This window comes from Clostridium sp. D33t1_170424_F3, assembly GCF_015667585.1.
Classification (GTDB): domain Bacteria; phylum Bacillota; class Clostridia; order Oscillospirales; family Acutalibacteraceae; genus Anaeromassilibacillus.
The window spans coordinates 1-16,233 of the sequence record NZ_JADPEG010000014.1 but is presented as its reverse complement, the minus strand read 5'-3'; the positions used below and the strand labels follow the sequence as shown (position 1 = coordinate 16,233).

General features: G+C 55.6%; 8 protein-coding genes. 2 read left to right on the top strand and 6 right to left on the bottom strand.

Translation table 11 applies throughout. The annotated features are described in order from the left end of the window. The first annotated feature begins 112 nt into the window (after positions 1 to 112). Together I4V53_RS10350 and I4V53_RS14200 are read left to right on the top strand one after the other, a co-directional pair. A complete protein-coding gene (locus I4V53_RS10350; RefSeq protein WP_195985621.1) occupies positions 113 to 292 on the top strand; it encodes a ribbon-helix-helix domain-containing protein in 180 nt (59 codons plus the stop codon). Positions 293 to 380: 88 nt separating this feature from the next. Further along, positions 381 to 713: a DUF6809 family protein gene (locus I4V53_RS14200; RefSeq protein WP_353616511.1), complete on the top strand. Its 333-nt coding sequence runs from the start codon at positions 381 to 383 to the stop codon at positions 711 to 713. Between the two features lie 190 nt (positions 714 to 903). On the opposite strand, the gene I4V53_RS10345 is transcribed toward I4V53_RS14200, so the two are convergent. The 6 genes from I4V53_RS10345 to I4V53_RS10320 all read right to left on the bottom strand — a co-directional run. Then, on the bottom strand, positions 904 to 2,577 hold the full coding sequence (locus tag I4V53_RS10345) for a TPM domain-containing protein (RefSeq protein WP_195985620.1): 1,674 nt from the start codon (positions 2,575 to 2,577) through the stop codon (positions 904 to 906). Then, positions 2,577 to 3,641, bottom strand: a complete 1,065-nt coding sequence (locus I4V53_RS10340) for a TFIIB-type zinc ribbon-containing protein (protein ID WP_195985619.1) — start codon at positions 3,639 to 3,641, stop codon at positions 2,577 to 2,579. The genes I4V53_RS10345 and I4V53_RS10340 overlap by 1 nt, the downstream gene beginning before the upstream one ends. Before the next feature lie 26 nt (positions 3,642 to 3,667). Next, positions 3,668 to 4,960 carry an SPFH domain-containing protein gene (locus I4V53_RS10335; RefSeq protein WP_195985618.1) on the bottom strand — a complete coding sequence of 431 codons (1,293 nt, stop codon included), beginning with the start codon at positions 4,958 to 4,960 and terminating at the stop codon, positions 3,668 to 3,670. A 308-nt stretch (positions 4,961 to 5,268) separates the two neighbouring features. Then, entirely contained in the window at positions 5,269 to 8,874 is a 3,606-nt protein-coding gene (locus I4V53_RS10330) for an FIVAR domain-containing protein (RefSeq protein ID WP_195985617.1), read from the bottom strand. A 372-nt stretch (positions 8,875 to 9,246) separates the two neighbouring features. Next, positions 9,247 to 15,468: a carbohydrate-binding protein gene (locus I4V53_RS10325; protein WP_195985616.1), complete on the bottom strand. Its 6,222-nt coding sequence runs from the start codon at positions 15,466 to 15,468 to the stop codon at positions 9,247 to 9,249. Between the two features lie 532 nt (positions 15,469 to 16,000). After that, the coding region (locus I4V53_RS10320; protein WP_195985615.1) for a hypothetical protein at positions 16,001 to 16,233 on the bottom strand (233 nt) is incomplete at its 5' end.

Sequence of the window (16,233 nt, the reverse complement as noted above, 5' to 3'; positions counted from 1 at the left end):
TGCAAGGGCCCTCTTTCAGTGTTTTTATAAGCGGAAACAACCTTTTTCATTGACTTTATTGGGTTAATAAGTTGCAATATTGAATGACCCAATAAAGTGAGGTGATTCATCCTTGGGTGAGAAAAAAATGGGCCGTCCGACCGATAATCCAAAGAATGTGTCTGTTAAGTTCCAATCGGATAACGAAACCTTTGAAAAGTTGAAAGAATGCAGTGAAAAAATGCACGTTTCACGAGCGGAAGTGATCCGGCAGGGCATTCATAAGGTCCACAACGACCTGGAAGAAAAATGAAAGGAAGCGGCGCGTGCCCCTACAAAGCAACTCGCCGCCTCCCCAGCCGACAACCGCCAAAAGCACTTGCGACGTAAATAATTATATCATGCGGCGCAACTCCTTTCAAGTTTTTGTCGGAAGCACGAAGAAAGGACTGTTTCAATTGAAAAGCATATTTGATCAAATGTATTCTGGTGATCTATCCCCAGCGGATCAAATTTTGCCGCAAGAGCCGGATTACTGGCCCCTGATACATGAAATTCAGGGCACATGCGAACATATCAGACAGAAACTGAACAGAGAGGCTGCCGAACTACTGGATAAACTATGCGATGATTTCTACAGCGAATCTTCTATGAACTGCTGCGCTGGTTTTTCCTATGGGCTAAAGCTTGGCGTACGTTTTATATGTGAGGTTTTTATGGAATACAACAAATAGGACTTCAATAAAATGGATTTCAACACTTTTTACAATAAGTCTTGAAGGACGATCAAACAAAATCCCCACTACCTATTCATTCAAAGAATGGCCGGCTCTTTACAAAGGGCCGACCATTTTTAATATTATTTTGAACGCCGATGAAAAGACTCCATTTTACGGCGCCGTTAAGGCCGCGCTTTTCTTACAGCTAAAAGCCTCTTCCCCCGCCGCCGTGCGTTGCGCCGCCGCTGGAGGTATGGGTGCTTCCGCCAAAACCGGAGCTGCCCCCGCCAAAGCTGGACCCTCCTCCGCTGGAGCCTCCCCCGCTGTGCGAGCTGGGCGGCGGGGGAGGCGGAATATACCGGCTGGTCGTATATGTGTTGACCAGCACATCCTCGTCCACCGTCAGATGCAGTGCGCCGCCGCGCTGCTGCTTTTCTTCCTCTTTCTCCGCGCGGGCCTTGTAGCCGGAGCGCGCGATCTGTACGGCGATAAAACCGCCCGCCAGAGAGACCAGGCTTCCGATCGCAAGCAATATCTGGAAGCGCTGCTCCCGCTGCCTCTGTCTTTCCTGGCGCTCCCGTTCCTTTCGCCGCACTTCCTCCATGCGTACTTGTCTCGTCAGTTCTTTTTCCGACTCCTCCAAATAGCTTTTTACCGCACCAACATAATCCTGTTTTTCCAAGTACCGCATCGGGCTTTGCATCACCGGAGACTCCTTTGTTACACTTTCCAGGATGCCGCCCCGGCTTTTCTCATAAACTGCTCCGTCGTTCAAATGGTACACCAGCAGAACCGCTTTCGAACGATAATTCCCTTCATCGTATATTCTGTCTGTGTAACTTTGAATGCTTTCCCCCTGCAGGTCATCCGTATAAACCATAATGATGTCCACGTCCCACCGCCGGCTCATCTCTTCCGCCTCTTCATTCAGCTCCACAAGCTGCTCACTTGTCAGCAGGCGGGCCGGGTCGACCACATATTTCGTCTCGGGCCGGACAAATTCCCGCATGGTATTCAAAAAGGACTGTACCGCTCCATTGTAATCCTGCGTCTCCATCATCGGGGCGACACGATCCAGAACGGCCTGGATTTTTTCCGTGGTCAGAAGCCGGGAAGCTCTGCCCGACGTGGAAAGGGTCACCTGCCGGTTTGCAACGTCGATCAGGAACAGCGCACCGCTTTTGCCGTCCCCCTGCCCAAACCCATTCGATTGAAAAAATGTATCCGCATAGGTTTGCGAGGGTTTTCCCTCCGTATCGTCCGCGGTGACAATCACCAGATCCATCTGCAAACTTTTGCTCAGGGTGGCCGCGTCGCTCTCCAGCGACAACAGCTGATTTGGCAACAGCAGTCCCACCTGATCGAAGACATATTCCGGTTCTTTTTCCCCGGGCATAGGATCCCCGGACGGAAACAGCTTTTCCATCCGGTCCAGAAAATGCGAGGCCGCGCCGTCATAGTCCTGTCTCTTGAGATACCCGACGGAATCGTCCAGAAGCCCGTCTATGATGGAGTCCGTCAGATAGGCGATGGCCTTTCCGGAAGTGGAAATGTACACCTGCCGGTTGTCCATATCGATCAGGAACAGCGCGCCGGTTTGATCCTCCCCCACGCCAAAGCCGTTCTCGTCATAAAAATCGTCCGCGTAATCCTGCGGCGTTTTTCCCCGCGCGTCGTCCGTCGTGACGATGATGAAATCCGATTCCAGCTTCCGGGTCAAAGCCGACGCCCGGGCGTCCAGCGTCACGGCGCTGTCCGCGGAAAACAATCCCGCCTGATCGTAGACCTTCTTCTCCGCAGCAAAGGCCGTCCATCCGCCGCAGCATACCGTAATCAGCAGAAAAAACGCCAGCACGCCGCCTGTTATCCGCACTCTCATTACAGCGCACCCCCAATCAGCAGAAACAGGGCAAAAATCGCCGCTGCCACGCCGAAAAACAGCGCCGCCAGCTTTGGAACGCTGACCGGCAGGCTGCCGCAGACTTTTCCCGTCTGTCCGTTCATGGCGAAATAGTACAGCTGATCATGGAATTGGTACGTCATCAGCCAAACCGGCAGCAGCGTATGGTTCCAGTCCTCCTGCGTGACATTGGTCTGCAAATCGTCCTTCCGCACGGTGGTGTATCCGTGTATACTGTCGTCCAAAAGCCGCCCCGCCTCCCGCGCCATTTCCTCATGAACCCGGACCTGGAGCTCCGCCCGTTCCAGACTGCGCTTTTCCGCCTGGAATCCGGAAAGATACGGCATAGAAAACGGTTTTCTTTTGTCCATATCAAACGGCAGGACGCCGCGGGCCAGTTCCATTGTCCGCTTGGAAAACGCTGAGGCGGAAAAATCGCGGAAATCCACGTATCCCTCGCGTCGGATGCGGTAACGTTTGGTCTCCGTGTATTCTGTGTCCCCAACCTTCCAAACGCGGATTTTGGTGCCGTCCGCGTCCATTTTTGCGGTCAGCCTGCTGTCGATCAGCCAATACGGCAGATACACGCCTGTCAGTTCCTGCGCCTGCGCTTCCGTGCGGAAGTCTCGGCGGAGAAAATGTTTTTTCCGGCAGAAATCCGCAAAGCGCTTTTTGACCTCTTCCTTTTCCAGCGCAAACGGAACAATACTCTGCGGGCGGTATTCCCCGGAGAGTTTTCCGGAAAGCACCACCGGATTATGGCAATAGAAGCACTGTGTGGCGGCGGTGGTATCGTCCGTCACAACCTCCGCGCCGCAGTTCGCACAGGTATACAGGGCGGCGTGCGCGGTGAACGCGTCTACCGTTTCCTCCCCGGCTGGCACATCCTGCGTACGGTCCGCCGCCGTGCTGTTTTGCTCCACCTTTTCCAGCTCCGCTTCTGAAAAAGCACTGCGGCAGTATTCACATACAAACGACTGCTTTTCCGGGCTGAATATCAGGCCGGCGTCGCAGTTGGGGCATTTATAGGTTACGGTCTCCATCTGTTTCCCTCCCCGATTTCCCGGTTTTACCTCCGGTCGTTTTCATCCACGCGGTCGCCGCATTCCGGGCAGAACTTCATGTCCTCATCGGAGGTATAGCCGCATTTGTCGCACCGGAACCCACCTGCGGGCCGTTTCTGCCCGCAGGTTCCGCAGAACTTGCCATCGTTGGAGGCGCCGCATTCCGGGCAGGCCCACTGCGCTTCTAGCTGTGGCTTCGGCCGGCCGCAGTCTTTACAGAACCGGTTGCCGCGGCTGTTCTGCGTCCCGCAGGAACAGGTCCATACCTTCGGCTCGTTCTTCTGTGCGTCCGCCTGCCCACGCTGCATCTGCTGCTGGTTGGACTGGGAAAACGCCCCCGCGATTCCGCCGCCCTGCGTGCCCATATTCACACCCATAAAACCTGACATGGCGCCGTTGGGATTGGAGCCCGCCGCCTCCAGCCCCCGTGCCGCCGCGCCCTGCACGTAGCCCTCGCGGACGGACGGGTCGCCGAGCATCGCGCCCTGGTTGCGCATGTGGATCAGGCGGGTGGACTCCTCGTCATAGCTGATGCTGGCGATGCCGACGGATTGAATCTGCATGCCGCGTGTACGGTTCCAGTCCTCGTCCAGAATGGTGCTCATATACTTGCTGAGTTCCCGCCCTTTGGAGGTCACATAGGAGATGCGCACGCCGTCCGCGGACATCTGGTTGATCGCCGCCTGCAGCGCCTCCATGAATTCCGACAGGTACTGTTCGTTGATATCCTCAATGTCCACACGCTCGCGGTTGTGCGGAATCGCCTCCTTGTAAAACAAAAGCGGGTTGGTAATCTTGATGGAATAGGTGCCGTGCGCACGCAGAAACAGCTCCGCATTGTAGGCGTTATCAAAATAATTGACCGGATTGCGGGTGCCGAATTTAATCCCCTTGATCTCCTGCAGGTTGACAAAATACACCTTCTGCTGCGCCGGCGTCACGCCGCCAAAGCGGAAGCGGTTGAACGCCTCGTCAATGGTTTCGTCAAGCTGCCCGTTCATCAGCGAGGGCATGGAGGCATTGTTTACAATGTAATAACCCTCCTCCGCGGTATAATCGACAATCCTGCCGCCATCCACCAGCATCATGAATTGGTTGGCGTAAACATGGATGACGGAACCATCGGAAACGGTGTTCGCTGTCCCTTTGGTATTGCTGTTGCGCCGGTCATTTTTCCGCACGGTCACGCCGCTGGTGAATACGGTGGTGTCGCTCATATTGTCCGGCTCGATGACCTCCAGCCACTGATCCGCCAGCGCGCCGCCGATCATATTTGCCGCTGCTTTGATGATTCCCATTTTATATACCTCCTGAATGAAAGGGACGGTTCAGCCGCCTCTTATTAGAATATTTGTGATCCTCTTCAGTGTAACGGAAAACACCGGAAGATGCAATGGATTGGACGTGAAGTTTCTTCGTTTAACAAAAAACCCGGCAGGTTTCAAAAGAAAGCCTGCCGGGTTTTTCCGTTTTTATGCAATGGGTTCCGGTCAACGCAGGGACGCGCTTACAGCGAAGAGCATTTTACGCAATTGTAATCACACAATGCTGTTGCGGTTTCTCATTGGGGACCTCCGGTCGGGACGCGCTTACAGCGGAGACCATTTTAAGCAATTGTGATCACACAATGCTGCTGTGCCGCTTCACCCGCCATAGTTGTATATACGCCGGTACTCTGGCCCGGCGCGCCGACGGCCCAGACTCTATAATAGCAGTCGTTGCCGATCTTTGCCACGAACTGCGTCTTGAGCACATTGCCGTTGCCCACTGTGAAGCTCGGGGCCGCATTGCTTCCATTGACAACCGTCATCTTGAAGCAATATGCATTGCCTCTCTTCAAAGTGAAGTTCATCGTCGTATCGGAACGCACGGACTTCTGGCCCATCACATTCTGCGCCGCGCTGACGACCGGACTGGTTACGGCAACTGCCGTTCCCGCGCCGGAGGTGTTGCCAGTCGGCTTCTTGCTGCCGCTGGATGGCTTGCTACTGGGTTTATTGTCAGGCTTCGCAGGCTCTTCCGGCTTGTCTGCCGGAACCAGACCCGCGCGGGCCTTCTCCACCATTGCATACTGCACGGCGACGTCCTTCGGAGTCGCTGCCTCGTCCTTGCAGGTTTCCCACGCCAGATTCAGTGCCGCGCGCAGGATCGCATAGCTTGCTTCGGTGTAGTCCGCCGGATTGAGCGCTTCGGATTCCTCCAGCAGGGCTTTCAGTGCTTCTCTGTCCGGCATTACGCGCAGGCCGGTCAGGGCGTCAAACAGTTTATCCGCCATTTCGTCGACCTGCTTCTGGGTCGCGTTGGCGTCTGCCAGAACAGCTTCCGCCTGCGGGAGAATCTCATTGAACGTATCCTTCTCCGGGCCATCCAGATACGCATCCGGATCAATTTCCTGTGCCTGCTGTACGAACAATGCCAGCGTCTCGGTATTCGCCTTGAACGTCAGACGCATAATCGCGTCGTACAGGTTCTTTGCCGCCTTTTCGACTTCCGCCTTCAGCGTTTCGCCCTCGTCGTTGTAGATTTCCTGTGCGTAGGCGAGTGCTTCCACGTAGCCTTCCTGGCTCTTCGGGGTGAAGTTGTCCAGATCGAGCAGCGCTGCATAGTCGAGCCAGTACTCCAGCTTCTCCTTGGTGCCTTCCTCAAAGGAGAGGTAATGCATCGCATCGAGCAGTTCCTTCCAGGCTTCGTTCACTTCGTCCTGGGTAGCTTTGTCGCTTTCAAAGACCTTCTGGGCGTTGTCGCGCGCCGCAATAAACTTCTTGCGCACGGATTCGACCAGCTTGCCGAGCTGCTCGTCGGTGACTTCGTTCGCCTTCTCCAGCAGGGTTTCCAGCACGTCCTTGTTCACGGTGGTGAAGGTGAAGCGCAGAACCGTCTTGTCGTTCGGCATGGTAAAGGCATAGGTGCAGCCGTCCGCTTCAAACGGGATGTCCTCGCCGTTGAGCTGCGCGCTTGCAAACGGGCCGTTCGCCGGGGTGAAGGTGAAGGTCAGCTTCGTACCCGGAACCACCGTCGCGCCGTAAATGCCGTTGCCGTCGATCAGTACGTCCGCTTCTCCGGCGATTTCCACATCTGCCTGGCTTGGGTTCCACTGTACGTTCAGCAGCTGCGGGGATTCCTGCGGCCCCGCTTCCAGATAATCTTGCAGCGTTTGCAAAGCCGATTGCACCTGCTCCAGAGAACCGTTATCGCGGCGCAGCTCCGTTTGGAGCGCATATATTTTCGTCTGTAATGCAGCGTACCACGCTTCGGGGCAGGAGGCCGGGTCGATTTCCTGCGCCTGCCGCAGGGCAGTCAGGTCTACGGAGGTGTCCAGCGCGATCAGCCGGCCCTGACTGCCGACGGCGTTGTAATAATGATAGGTGACGCCGTTCTTTTGCAGCACGCACGGTTTATGCGCATAGGTGGAACTGTAGGTGCTGTTGCGTGTGGTCAGCGGGAGATAGGATTTTTCCCAGTGAACCATATCGCGGGAAACGGCAAAGGAATCGATGATCCCGCCCGGCGAACTGGTAAAGTAAAACATTACCCAGTAGTCACCGATTTTTACCACATCCGCGTCCGCGTTGTGGCTGGCGCCCCAAACCTCCCCGGTGGGCGAGCTGTCCTGATTGAGGACCGGATTGGTTTCCTCACGTTCCCATTGGATCAGGTCTTTGGAATATGCCTGGCACATGACTTCCGGTCCGCCCGCGGCGTTATAAAAGCCCACATAGCGCTGGTTTGCTTCGTCCCAAACCGCCTGCAGCTTCCAGATGGTGCCTTTTTCGTAGGGATACGCCCCGTCGTGCGCATCCAGAACCGGCTCCGGATAGCGTTCCCACTGGGAAAGCGAGCCGTCCTCCTGAAAAATCGTGTCGGCAAATGCCACGCCCGCGCGCTTGATGCCTGCTTCATAGCCCGGCGTGTCGGAGGCCAGATAGGTCATGGCCAGCCGGCCGTCCTTCATGACATGCGGGGTTGGAAGCTCGCCCCACTCGTGATCGCGGACAATATATCCCGCGGCGTTGAACTCGTCCCAAGCGCCAGGTTCGCCGTTTTCCAGAATCTTGCCGACCTTTTCCCAGGTAATCATATCTTTGCTGCGCGCCAGACCCGTGCGGTATCCGGTGCCGTCGTGGCCGACATAGGTCATATAGACATAGGCGTCATCGCCGGGAATCGCAAACACATTCGGGTTGTCGATCAGGTCGCTGTCAAACGTGCCCGTTCCCTGTCCGGAATAGGATAGAACGATTCCATATTCATAGGGGGTCTTGACCTCCTCATAAATTTGCCGGATGACTTCGCTGGACATGCGTTTTGTCAACTGAACTGTGCGCGCCTGTGAGTATGACTCATCCAGGGATACGGTCAGGCCGAGCGCTCCCTCCGCACAGGCGGAAAGGTCTACTGTAAAGGTACCGGAGTTCTCCCCGGCCGGAATTTCCTTTTGGAAGGTCCGTGTTATGTTTTGGCTGTCCACCGCCTTTATGTAGACGGACTGCGCAACGTTCTGCGCCTCTTCCAACGTGATGGAAACAGGCAATATGCCGTCCTCCGGGACAACGGCGGGCGTCTGCATCTCAAAGCCGTGCAGCATTTCCTTTATACCCCAAATGCGCAGCTCCGTTGCGCCGACCGATTTACCGCCCTGCGGTTCCATCAGCACGCGCACCTGCGAGGCGCGGAACATGTCAAACGTGATGGTAAACGGTACGATCCAGGTATCCGTTCCATAGGTTCCCTGCTCTACCACCTGGTTGTTTGCTTCTATCCATTGACTGCCGTCCCAATACTGCACGCTGACTGACTTGGGCGTCGGTACGCCGCCAAAATCGTTATAGGCAAACAGCTCCACACTGTAGACATTTTGTTCCGTTTCAAAGATGGTATCCACGTAGGCGGTTCCCTGTTTGTTGTAGTTGGTCCAGCGGTTGCGCGGGCCTTCATCAATGGGCGGCCCCTGCTTGCTGGATATGACGCCGTCGTTGATCTGTTCCAATTTGTCGCCCGAACAGGTGAATTCGGCAAAGACTTTCGGAAAACCGAGATTCTGGGGATTGAGCGCCAGATTGTCCAGATTTTCCGGAACGCCCTCCCGGTTGACAAACGATGCATATGCGCCGGGAATCGCTCCGCCCTTCGTGGGTGTGGCGGCAAGCGCGGTGGGAACGCTGGAACACAGAATGGTTGTGCTGAGCAAGCACGCGATGATCTGTTTTTTCATAATACGCCTCCTAATCCAATAGTACTCCTCTTGGGCGGTTCCCAATTGACCGTCCCTGTTTATCTTAATCATAGGCGTACATATTTGGTTTGTATTTATGAAAATCAATCAGGATTATATGAAATTTTAGCATATATATCAATTTAGAAATTTTACAAAAACATTTTCGCATATTCCCATATAAAAGCAGAACCGTCCCCCGGGAGCAGCCGGAAGACGGTTCGTTTATTTTTTTCATCACACAGATGCACAGTGCTGTCCGCACCTATTAGAGGCTTTCAGTGGCAGTCATCAGCCAACTGTTACTACACAATGCTGCTGTGCGTTCTCTCCAGGACCTCCGGTCAGGACGCGCTTACAGCGAAGACCATTTTAAGCAATTGTGATAACACAATGCTTTTGCGGCTCCTCATTGGACATAGTCGTATACACGCCGGTGCTCTGGCCGGGTGTGCCGACCGCCCAGACTCTGTAATAGCAGTCATTGCCGATTTTCGCCACGAACTGGGTCTTCAGTACACTGCCGTTGCCCACGGTGAAGTTCGGGGCCGTATTGCTTCCGTTGACAACCGTCATCTTGAAGCAGTAGGCGCTGCCTCTCTTCAGGGTGAAGTTCATCGTCGTATCGGAACGGACGGACTTCTGGCCCATCACGTTCTGTGCCGCACTGACGACCGGACTGGTTACGGCGACTGCCGTTCCTGCGCCAGAAACATTGCCAGACGGTCTCTTGCTGCCGCTGTTGGACGGCTTGCTGCTGGGCTTGTTGTCAGGCTTCGCAGGCTCTTCCGGCTTGTCCGTCAGAACCAGACCCGCGCGGGCTTTCTCCACCGTTGCATACTGCACGGCGACGTCCTTCGGGGTGGCTGCATCATCCTTGCAGGTATCCCACGCCAGATTCAGTGCCGCGCGCAGGATCGCATAGCTTGCTTCTGTGTAGTCCGCCGGATTGAGCGCTTCGGATTCCTCCAGCAGGGCTTTCAGGGCTTCTCTGTCCGGCGTGACGCGCAGACCGGTCAGGGCGTCAAACAGTTTATCCGCCATTTCGTCGACCTGCTTCTGGGTCGCGTTGGCGTCTGCCAGAACAGCTTCCGCCTGCGGGAGGATTTCATTGAACTTATCCTTTTCCGGGCCGTCCAGATACGCATCCGGATCGATTTCCTGTGCCTGCTGCACGAACAGCGCCAGCGTCTCGGTATTTGCCTTGAATGTCAGGCGCATAATCGCATCGTACAGATTCTTAGCCGCCTTTTCGACTTCCGCCTTCAGCGTTTCGCCCTCGTCGTTGTAGATTTCTTCTGCGTAGGCAAGCGCTTCCGCGTAGCCTTCCTGACTCTTCGGGGTGAAGTTGTCCAGATCGAGCTGCGCCGCGTAGTCGAGCCAGTATTCCATCTTGTCCTTGGTGCCTTCCTCAAAGGAGAGGTAATGCATCGCGTCGAGCAGCTCTTTCCAGGCTTCGTTCACTTCGTCCTGAGTAGCCTTATCGCTTTCAAAGGCTTTCTGGGCGTTGTCGCGCGCTGCGATAAACTTCTTGCGCACGGATTCGACCAGCTTGTCAAGCTGCTCGTCGGTCACTTCGTTCGCCTTCTCCAGCAGGGTTTCCAGAACATCCTTGTTCACGCTGGTAAAGGTGAAGCGCAGGACGGTCTTATCGTTCGGCATGGTATAAGTGTAGGTAAAGCCGTCGGCCTCAAACGGGATGTCCTCGCCGTTGAGCTGCGCGCTCGCAAACGGGCCGTTCGCCGGGGTGAAGGTCAGGGTCAGCTTCGTGCCCGGAACCACCGTCGCGCCGTAAATGCCGTTGCCGTCGATCAGCACATCCGCCTCGCCGGCGATTTCCACATCCGCCTGGCTCGGGTTCCACTGCACGTTCAAGAGCTGCGGGTCGGCTTCCTTCTGTTCGGTGTAGACTGTCACAGCGGAGGCCGGCATGACAAAGCTATACTCGCCATCCGCCAGCTTGGTCACGTCCACCGCATTTCCGTCCGCGTCAACAACGGACACTGCTTGTACTGGCCCACTTCCTTCGGCCTGCGTTACATGCAGGGATACCGGTTCGTTTTCATAATAGAAGCGGAAATCGGTCGCTGCAATGACACCGGGCGCTGAGGCGACGTCGACCGGATTGTAGACATCCAGCGCTTCTTTATCGCCGTCGAAGAAATAGGTGTGCAGGATCATGCGCATGGTGCTGCGGATATTGCGCTCCAGTGTCTTTCGGGAAAGGGAGCCGTCCGCGAGCGCATCGCGCACCGCCTGCAGCTGCAGGCTGCCGGGGGCGCCGGCAGGGTCGTTGTCGCTGCCGGAAGACGGCATCTTCAAATCTCCGCCAGCCTTGATCTCCTCAACCAGGGTGGATTCACTGCCCCAATCGGTCATAACCATGCCCTTGAAATTCCATTCGTTGCGCAGCACCTGCGTGAGCAAGTCCACACTCTCCGCCGCGCGCACCCCGTTAATCAGATTATAGGAGGACATCACGCACCACGGCTGGGACTCCTTGACCGCGATTTCAAACGGGCGCAGGTAGATTTCGCGCATGGCGCGCTCGGAAACCATACTGTCGCTGTTTTTACGGTAATTTTCGCTGTTGTTCGCCGAAAAATGCTTGAGCGTTGCAGAGACGCCCTCCGACTGAATACCGCGGATCTGCGCGGCAGCCATTTTGCCGGCAATAAACGGATCTTCCGAATAATACTCAAAATTTCGCCCGCATCTGGGATTGCGATGAATATTGGTGCTGGGCGTCAGCCAGATGGGGAATCCGTCGTTGCCCATGGACAGATTCTTGTATTTGTCCAGCGTCTTAAAGGTCTTGGCCTCTTCCGCGCCGGCCTGTCCCGCCGCTTCTATCAAATCAGGGTTCCAGGTACAAGCCTGCAGGGTTGCGCAGGGCCATGCCGTGGCTGTGTATTTATTGTTACGAATACCGGCAGGGCCGTCCGCCGTTTGCAGGCGCGGAATACCGAATTCCAGCACTTCCTTGGTACAGGCGGTGTTTGCTCCGTCCACGATCTCTCTGGGATTGTCGCTGCCGGTGCCGCGGGACAGGATGATCAATTGGTCGTCCGAAAGCTGCTCCAGGAACGCGGTCATCAGCGCCGGGTTTTCCGCCACATCCGCCAGCATGATCGTTTCGCCGGAGGTCTGTACGGCCCGCGCCGCGTTGTTCATCTGGGCCCTTGTTGGTTCCGGCTGCATAGACTGTGCGTCCGGTTTTTCGGAATCCGACCAGACGGTTGTTTCGTAGCTGTCCGGACCCTTTCCATCCAGACGGCGCTCCAGCATCTTGTCCGGATTCGCCGGCTGGAAAGCCTTTGTGAGCTGCTCCGCCACTTCCAGCTTGTCCACGGTGTAGACGCCCGCCTGCTGGGTGTCGCGCACATTGCTGCCCACCAGAATCTTGTATGCGCCCGGCTCCCATACGAACGCGGACTCTGCCCCTGTCTTGCCGACGTCGTCATAGGAAGCCATGTCCGCAATGTCAAAGGACATGGTAACGGTCTGCGACGCACCGGGCTGCAGCAGCTCCGTTTTCTGGAACGCCGCCAGCTCCAGAGCCGGTTTGGGCAGGTCGCCTGCCGGCGCGCTGAAATAGGTCTGCACCACTTCCTTGCCCGCCAGATCGCCGGTGTTGGTCACTGTTGCGGAAACGTCGATGACGCCTTTCTCCGGGTTTGCAACCGCATTTACATCGTGAATGTCAAAGGTTGTATAAGACAGGCCGAATCCAAACGGGAAAATCACCTTGTCCTTTGCAAAGGTTTCAAAATAGCGGTAGCCGACAAAAATATCTTCTTCATAAGAAACCCACGCGTTTCTGCCGGCATTTTCATAGACATTTGCGGAGGGATAATCGTCAAAGCTGGTTACAAAGGTGTCCGTCAAACGGCCGGACGGGTTGACCTCGCCGCAGAGCGCGTTCGCCACAGCGACGCCGCCCTCCATGCCCGGCTGCCAGGCAAGGAATACCGCGTCGACACTTCTGCCGTCGCTGCTCTGAATGGTGTTCAGCCAATTGACGTCCATAACCACGCCGATATTCAAAACCACAACCACACGGTCGAACTTGTCCAGCGCAGTCTGGATCAACTCCTTTTCACGGCTGCGCAGGTAATACTCGCCTGCTTTAATGCCGATATCGGAGCCTTCTCCCGTGCGGCGGCGCAGAACAACCACCGCCGTCGCATTCTCCTGTGCGGCGGCTTCGTCGACCAGCCGGGCCAGCTCGCCGTTCATTTCCGGCTCGTCCGTCCCATAACCGCCGCCAACCCTCGTGTAATACTGGGAATAGTAATCCGTCAGCGGCTCGTACAGCTTAATCTTCTTATTCGCCGCCTTGTCGAGCAGGCCCTCCTGGATGGTGCGGACATATGCGGACTCCACGTCGCCGGAGCCGCTGCCGCCCTTGACATAACTCGCCTGCCCAATGCCCAGCAGCGCCACATTGGTTTCCGCTCTGAGCGGGAGCGCTCCATTTTCATTTTTGAGGAGCACCATGCCTTCCTCCGCGATCTCGCGGGAAAGCCTGCCGTGCTCGGTCGATTCGTCGATCAGCGGAATTGTTACCGGCGCCGAAACCACCTCCGGGTTGGAACGGGACCGCGCGCGCACAGTCACAAACGCCGCCGGGTCTCCGAACGATACAGAAAGCAGGCCGTAAGCGCTGATCTTCGCGCTCTCCGCGCCTTCCACCTCCCAGGTAACAAACGGGTCGCAGTTCTCATCACCCTTGACGGTGGCAAAGAAAGAGGTCGTTTTTCCTTTAATCGCCTGAGGCTCTTGCGTCTGTACGGTGATCTCCGACACCTTCGCGTCGGGATCGACCTCCAACTGCTCAAATTTCAACAGACTGAGGTTGAACTGCTTGGTGAACAGGATGCGAACCACATGGCTGCCCGCGGTCAGATTGACGCCAACCGGCTCCGTCGCCTGCCAGTTCTGCCAGCCGCCCGTGCCGTCGTGGCTGACAATTGCCGCCAGCTCCCCGTCTATATAGGCTTCCAGACCGATCAGGTCCGGTTCCGTTGTGGCGCGCGCCACATGCATACTCAATTTGAAGTCGCCTTCCAGCTTCTTCGGCACGTTAATATTGTACTCCAGCCAGGTTCCCGCCATTGTGGACGTCGGGTTCTTGCCGCTGGTGACCTCCGGGTCCTGGCAGTTTTCCAGACCGATATTGCCGGACGCGCGGGAAAAAGTGGAAGCCTCCACCTTAATGCTGTTCCCAATCTCCTTTTCCTGCTCAAATTTTAACAGGCTGAGATTAAATTGGCTGACAAAAGACACCTTGAGCGTATGCGTACCTGCGGTTAAATTCACCAGCGCCGCGTCTGTCTCCGCCCAGGCTTTCCAGCCCCCTGTTCCGGCACGCACGTAATCCATCACCTGCACGCCGTCCAAATGCGCTTTTATTTTAATATCGCCCGGCGCTGTACCCGCACGCGCCACCTGCATGGTCAGGTAATATTTGCCCGCCATGTTTTCCGGCACGTCAATGGTATACTCCAGCCAGTCGCCCGCGTAAGTTCCCGCAGGGATCAGGCCGCTTTCCACCTCGGGGTTGTTGGCCTCTTCCGTTTTCAGCGTCTTGGACGCCTTGGAATAACTGACCGCATCGATCTTGAAGCGCTTGTCCCCTTTGACCGCCTCGGTAAACTTCAGCATGCTCATGTTGAACTGCCTGGTATACACCAGCTTGATCGTGTGGACGCCGGCGCTGAGGTCCAGCTCCAGTTCATCAGAGGGGACCCAGGATTTCCAGCCGCCCGTACCGGCGCGGGAAATCTGCCCGGCCAGCGTACCGTCCACATAGCATTGCAGTCCGATTGCACCGTCGTCCGTGCCGGCACGGGCAACGTTCATCACCAGGTTATACGCACCCGCCGCCTCTTCCGGGACGGTCACTTCATATTCCAGCCAGTCCCCGGCCATCATGTATTTGGGAATCAATCCGCCTGGAACCTGCGGATCATCGCCCGACTCCGTCTCCACATTTTCCTTGGAAATGCGGGCGTAGTCCATTACGGGAATGACCGTGCTGTCGCTGATTTCAATTGGCTCCACGGCGGAGGCAAGCTGCATCCAGCTCATCTCAAAATCGCTGCTGAAGACCAGACGGATGGTGTGTTCGCCCTTTTTCATTGAAAGAGCCTGGGGCGTCGTTGTCATCCACGGCAGGCTCTCCCCTGCGGGGTCTCCCTCCTCCACCGTAAGCGCCAATTCACCGTCCACAAGAACGTCCATCTGCGGCTTCGCGCCAGCCGGAGACTGCACGCGTGCGGTAAACAGATAATCCCCGTTTGCCGGAACGGAAACCTGAAACTCAATCCACGCGCCGCCGTAGGTTTCGCCCGTCATCTGCCCGTCAATTTTCAGCGGGTCGGTATTTGCCTTCAACACAACGCCCTGTGAAGCGTCGCTGTATGATGCGGAGGCCAGTTTTGCGGGCAGTTCTACCGCTTCTCCCGCCACCTGCTGCGCCTGTGTACTCCCGGAAGCCGGGGCGGTTGTATCTGCCGCAAACATGGATGAGAACCCGGACAATCCAATTGTCATTGCCATAACCAATGCGAGTATTTTTTTACTTTTCATCTTCCATACCAACTTTCCTTTTGTCTGCAAACTCCTGTGAACCGAATTCTGAGACCTGCACCTCCTTCATTATTCTGCTGATTTTCCGATGGGCAAGCGTCATCAGCCGCATCAAATTATCTCAACATTTTATATCCCTCGAATAATAAATTAAATTATATTCAGTATTATATTCATTTGTAATAATAGTAGCATGTTATCTATTTGTTGTCAATTTTATATTAAAAATTTATGTTAAATTTATAGATATCTTTATTTTTTCTTCGCATATTGAATCAAATAAAAACGACACCCCTGATGCTGTCTTTTGCACCAGGGATGTCGTTATAAATCTGTAGCCGGCACGCGGACGCACAGCGTCTTTCATGAACACAAAGCGTGCACCCACCTAAGATGGACCTTCGGTCAGGACACATCTTTGGTGATTTTTTCAGGCAGCTGTCATCTAGCTTTAACCGAAGGTTACCATACAATTCCGCTGTGCCGCTTCATCGGAACCTCCGGTCAGGACGCGCTTACAGCGAAGACCATTTTACGCAATTGTGATAACACAATGCTTTTGCGGCTCCTCATTGGACATAGTCGTATACACGCCGGTGCTCTGGCCCGGTGTGCCGACCGCCCAGACTCTGTAATAGCAGTCGTTGCCGATCTTCGCCACAAACTGGGTCTTCAATACACTGCCGTCGCCCACAGTGAAGTTCGGGGCCGCATTGCTGCCGTTGACAACCGTCATCTTGAAGCAGTAGGCGCTGCCTCTCTTCA

Excerpts from the sequence above, each read along its gene's own strand:
- I4V53_RS14200 (WP_353616511.1), top strand. The coding sequence starts at position 381 with ATGCGGCGCAACTCCTTTCAAGTTTTTGTCGGAAGCACGAAGAAAGGA.
- I4V53_RS10345 (WP_195985620.1), bottom strand. The coding sequence starts at position 2,577 with ATGAGAGTGCGGATAACAGGCGGCGTGCTGGCGTTTTTTCTGCTGATT.
- I4V53_RS10340 (WP_195985619.1), bottom strand. The coding sequence starts at position 3,641 with ATGGAGACCGTAACCTATAAATGCCCCAACTGCGACGCCGGCCTGATA.
- I4V53_RS10335 (WP_195985618.1), bottom strand. The coding sequence starts at position 4,960 with ATGGGAATCATCAAAGCAGCGGCAAATATGATCGGCGGCGCGCTGGCG.
- I4V53_RS10330 (WP_195985617.1), bottom strand. The coding sequence starts at position 8,874 with ATGAAAAAACAGATCATCGCGTGCTTGCTCAGCACAACCATTCTGTGT.
- I4V53_RS10325 (WP_195985616.1), bottom strand. The coding sequence starts at position 15,468 with ATGAAAAGTAAAAAAATACTCGCATTGGTTATGGCAATGACAATTGGA.